Origin of the sequence: Nocardioides sp. CPCC 206348, from assembly GCF_048654705.1 — a bacterium.
Classification (GTDB): Bacteria; Actinomycetota; Actinomycetes; order Propionibacteriales; family Nocardioidaceae; genus Nocardioides.
In genome coordinates, this window is record NZ_JBMCZA010000217.1 from 88,687 (window position 1) to 92,005 (window position 3,319).

4 protein-coding genes are annotated in these 3,319 nt (G+C 70.6%); 2 read left to right on the top strand and 2 right to left on the bottom strand.

The features are described 5' to 3' along the window. Positions 1-315: 315 nt before the first annotated feature. Complete coding sequence (locus ACOADB_RS24230) at positions 316-1,032, bottom strand: TIGR03936 family radical SAM-associated protein (RefSeq protein WP_378604827.1); 717 nt, start codon at positions 1,030-1,032, stop codon at positions 316-318. 16 nt (positions 1,033-1,048) lie between these two features. After that, on the bottom strand, positions 1,049-2,239 hold the full coding sequence (locus tag ACOADB_RS24235; protein WP_378604830.1) for a winged helix DNA-binding domain-containing protein: 1,191 nt from the start codon (positions 2,237-2,239) through the stop codon (positions 1,049-1,051). Positions 2,240-2,269: 30 nt separating this feature from the next. Here ACOADB_RS24235 and ACOADB_RS24240 point away from each other — a divergent pair, with 30 nt between their 5' ends. After that, the gene (locus ACOADB_RS24240; RefSeq protein ID WP_378604833.1) at positions 2,270-2,974 is read left to right on the top strand and encodes a DUF4190 domain-containing protein; all 705 of its coding nucleotides are present in this window, start codon (positions 2,270-2,272) and stop codon (positions 2,972-2,974) included. Positions 2,975-2,978: 4 nt separating this feature from the next. Continuing rightward, on the top strand, positions 2,979-3,319 hold a 341-nt coding region (locus ACOADB_RS24245), incomplete at its 3' end, for a DUF4190 domain-containing protein (RefSeq protein ID WP_378604836.1).

The window sequence follows — 3,319 nt, forward strand, 5'->3', positions numbered from 1 at the left end:
GCGCGTCCGTCATTGCGGTACTCCTCACCCGGGCCCGCTTCCGCGTCCCGGGGTGTCATCGACACGCACCCGGGGGTCGTGTCGTAAGCCTTCGTGGGACGACACCCTCCGCACAGCGTCACTGGAATTCGGACCTTCACCTGCCGCGGTCGCCTTGTGCGTCGCGTCGGGCGGGGTCTGATCTCCACCGTGCCGTCCGGCAGTCACACCTACCGGGCGGCGAGAACGTCGTCAGATCTCCCTGCGCTCTCCTGTAGGACGCGCACGGGGTGGATCCTGTGGCGAGTATCGCACACAGGGTTCACCCGGGAGGTATCAACGAGGTGCGAGCGGGTCGCTGATCGTGCCGGTCTCCCGGTCGAGCAGTCCCTGGGCGACCCGCGTGAGCAGGACCGTCGGAGGGGTGTCGAAGCCGGCCACCTGGGCCAGTCCGGTGAGCAGGTCGTCCGGTCGTACGGCGGGTACGGAGTGCTCGAGCACCAGGTCGAGACCGCCCTCGGCGGTGACCTCCAGGCGGACCACGGCCGCGCGGCAGTCGAAGCTGCGCAGGCCCTTCTTGGTCATCCGCTCGACGAGCACCGACTCGGTGGCGAGGAAGGCCGCGACGGCGCCGGCGAGGTCCTCGGGCGCCTCCGGCAGGTCGATCTGCCAGTGGCTGGCGGTGAGCAGGTCCGACAACGATCCCGGGAGGGTGTGCGCACCGTCGACAGCCGTGACGACGTCCAGTCCCTCCGGCAGGACCGCGTCGAGCTCCCGGCCGATGTCCTGGGGGTCGCGGGCCATGGAGAGGCCGAGCTCGACGTACTCCGACTCACTGGCCGAACCGGTCGGCGCGGCGCCCGCGTACGAGATGCGGGGGTGCGGGTGGAACCCGGACGAGTAGGCCATCGGGATCGCTGCACGGACCACGGCGCGCTCGATCGCGCGGCTGACGTCGCGGTGGCTGGTGAAGCGCAACCGGCCGCGCTTGGCGTACCTGATCCGCACCTTCTGGACCGGGGGTGCCTGCTGCTCGGGTTGCTGACGACTCACGGGGATTGATCGTAGGTCAGGGCAGGACCGCGCCGCGCATCTGCGGCGAGGCATACACGTTGGTGATCCGGACGCCGTCCAGCCAGCTGGTGAGCCGCTCGGCTTCCACCTCGAGTGCCGTGCGCGCCTTCGCGCCGACGTCCTCGCGCAGCACCAGGTGCACGCACGCGTCGTCGTCCTGCACCCAGCACCCCACGATCCGGCCGTCCCACCACGCGGTGTTGCCGGCGTTGCCGTTGCTGTCGAAGAGGTACGGCGTGTCCGCGGGATCCAGGTAGAAGGCCCGCTCCTTCCACCCCATCACGGTCGGATCGAGTGTCGGGAGCAACGCGGCCCACGGTTCGACCGGCTCGGCCGGGTCGGTGTCGTCGGGCAGCACCCACCCGGTCGCTCCCCCGTCGAGCCCGACCTCGACGGCACCGACATCGGCGAGGGCGCGGCGCACGATCGTCTTGGTCGCACCCAGCCACCACACGACGTCGTTCTCCGTGCCGGGTCCGAAGGTGGCCAGCCAGCGCCGGACCAGCACCGCATACCCCTCACGCTCCGGCAGCGCCTCGGCATCGGCGCCCAGCCAGGTCCGGGTCATCGTCCAGGTCGGCTTGTTCAGCCGCCAGTGCCCGGCGTTCGTCGCCCGCACGACGCGTCCTTCCGCGCCGAGCATCGTCATCACCCACGCACCGACGGGGAAGTCGCCACCCCACTTCTTCTCCGGCGCCCCGATCTTGATCCGGCCGTCGAGGACCGGCACCAGGTCGCGCACCTCCCGCGTCGTGCGCGGTCGCCCGTCGGCAAGGACCGCGAGTACGGCGGCCGCCGCGTCGTCGATCCAGCCCGCCACCTGGTCGGGCCCCTCGGCGAGTCCCGCCGCGGCGACGTTCTTCGCGAGCTGGGCACGCTGCTGCCCGGCGACCCTGGCCGACGCGCTCCCCCACGTGGCCGGCAACAGGTCCCGCGGGAAGACGAACAGGGTGCGCCGCATCGCCAGCTGCTTGACCAGCGTCCGGTCGTCGTACAACGCGGCATCGACGTCAGCCACGGTGACGTCCTCGACCCGCGCCCACAGGGCGAGGTGGACGGTGGCCGCCTCCGTCGCGTGCAGCACCGTCATCGAGTCGGTGGCCGCCGCCACCGAAGCAAGGCCCGTGGCGAGGCCGTGGCGGACCGCGAGACGACGGCGTCGGTCGGAGTCGGCAATGTGAAGCACCCCACCATCGTTCCCCATTAGGGTGTGCGGGTGAGCGATCCCTACGGCAACAACCCGTACGGCCAGAACCCTGGCGGCCAGACCCCCGGCGGACAGCCGAACCCCTACGGCGCCCCGCAGGGTGGCGGCTACGGTGGCGGCTACGGCCCGCCGCAGGGTGGCTTCCCCGGCGGCTCCGAAGGGCTGCCGCCGAAGACCGACGGCCTGTCGATCGCGGCCCTGGTCGTCAGCTTCCTGTGCTGCTTCGCACCCGTCGGCGTGATCCTCGGCTTCGTGGGCCTGTCCCGCACCAAGGGCGGCAAGCGCAAGGGCCGTGGCATCGCGATCGCCGCGATCATCATCGGCATCCTGATGAGCATCGCCACCGGTGTCGGCATCGCCGCCATCGCGATCTTCGCCGACAAGGTCGTCACGCCCGCGAACGCCGAGGTCGGGCAGTGCGTGAACATCAAGGAGGAGGACGGCTCGATCTTCCTCTACAAGAAGGAGTGCACCGAGTCGCACGACGCCGAGATCGTCGGAGTCGCGAAGGTCGACGACGACAACCTGGAAGCGATCGAGACCGGCATGACGACGTACTGCGTCGAGGCGATCGACCCGGAGGACCTGGCGAAGCTCACCCCGCACCTCGCCGACATCGACGCGGTGATCGAGGACCCGAACGACGTCTCCGTCGGCGACACCCTGGTCTGCTACGTCCACCCGGACGACAAGCTCGACAAGCCGCTGCTCTGATCAGGTGACCGACCCGTACGGCGGCTTTCCCCAGTACGAGCCGCCGGCGGGTGGTTCGGCGCCGACCCCCAGCAACCCCGACGGCAATCCGTACGGCAACCCGTACAGCAGCCCGCACGGCAACCCGTACGGCAGTCCCTATCGTGCTTCGACGCCGTCTGACGGCATCTCGATCGCGGCCCTGATCTGCTCGCTGACCTGCTGTGCCGCCCCGGTCGGCATCGGGCTGGGGATCGCCGGCATCGTACGCACCAAGGACGGGCAGCGATCGGGACGCTGGGCGGCGGTCACCGGGCTCGTCCTCGGCATCTTCATGATGGTGGCCGGCGTCGCCGCCGGCATCGG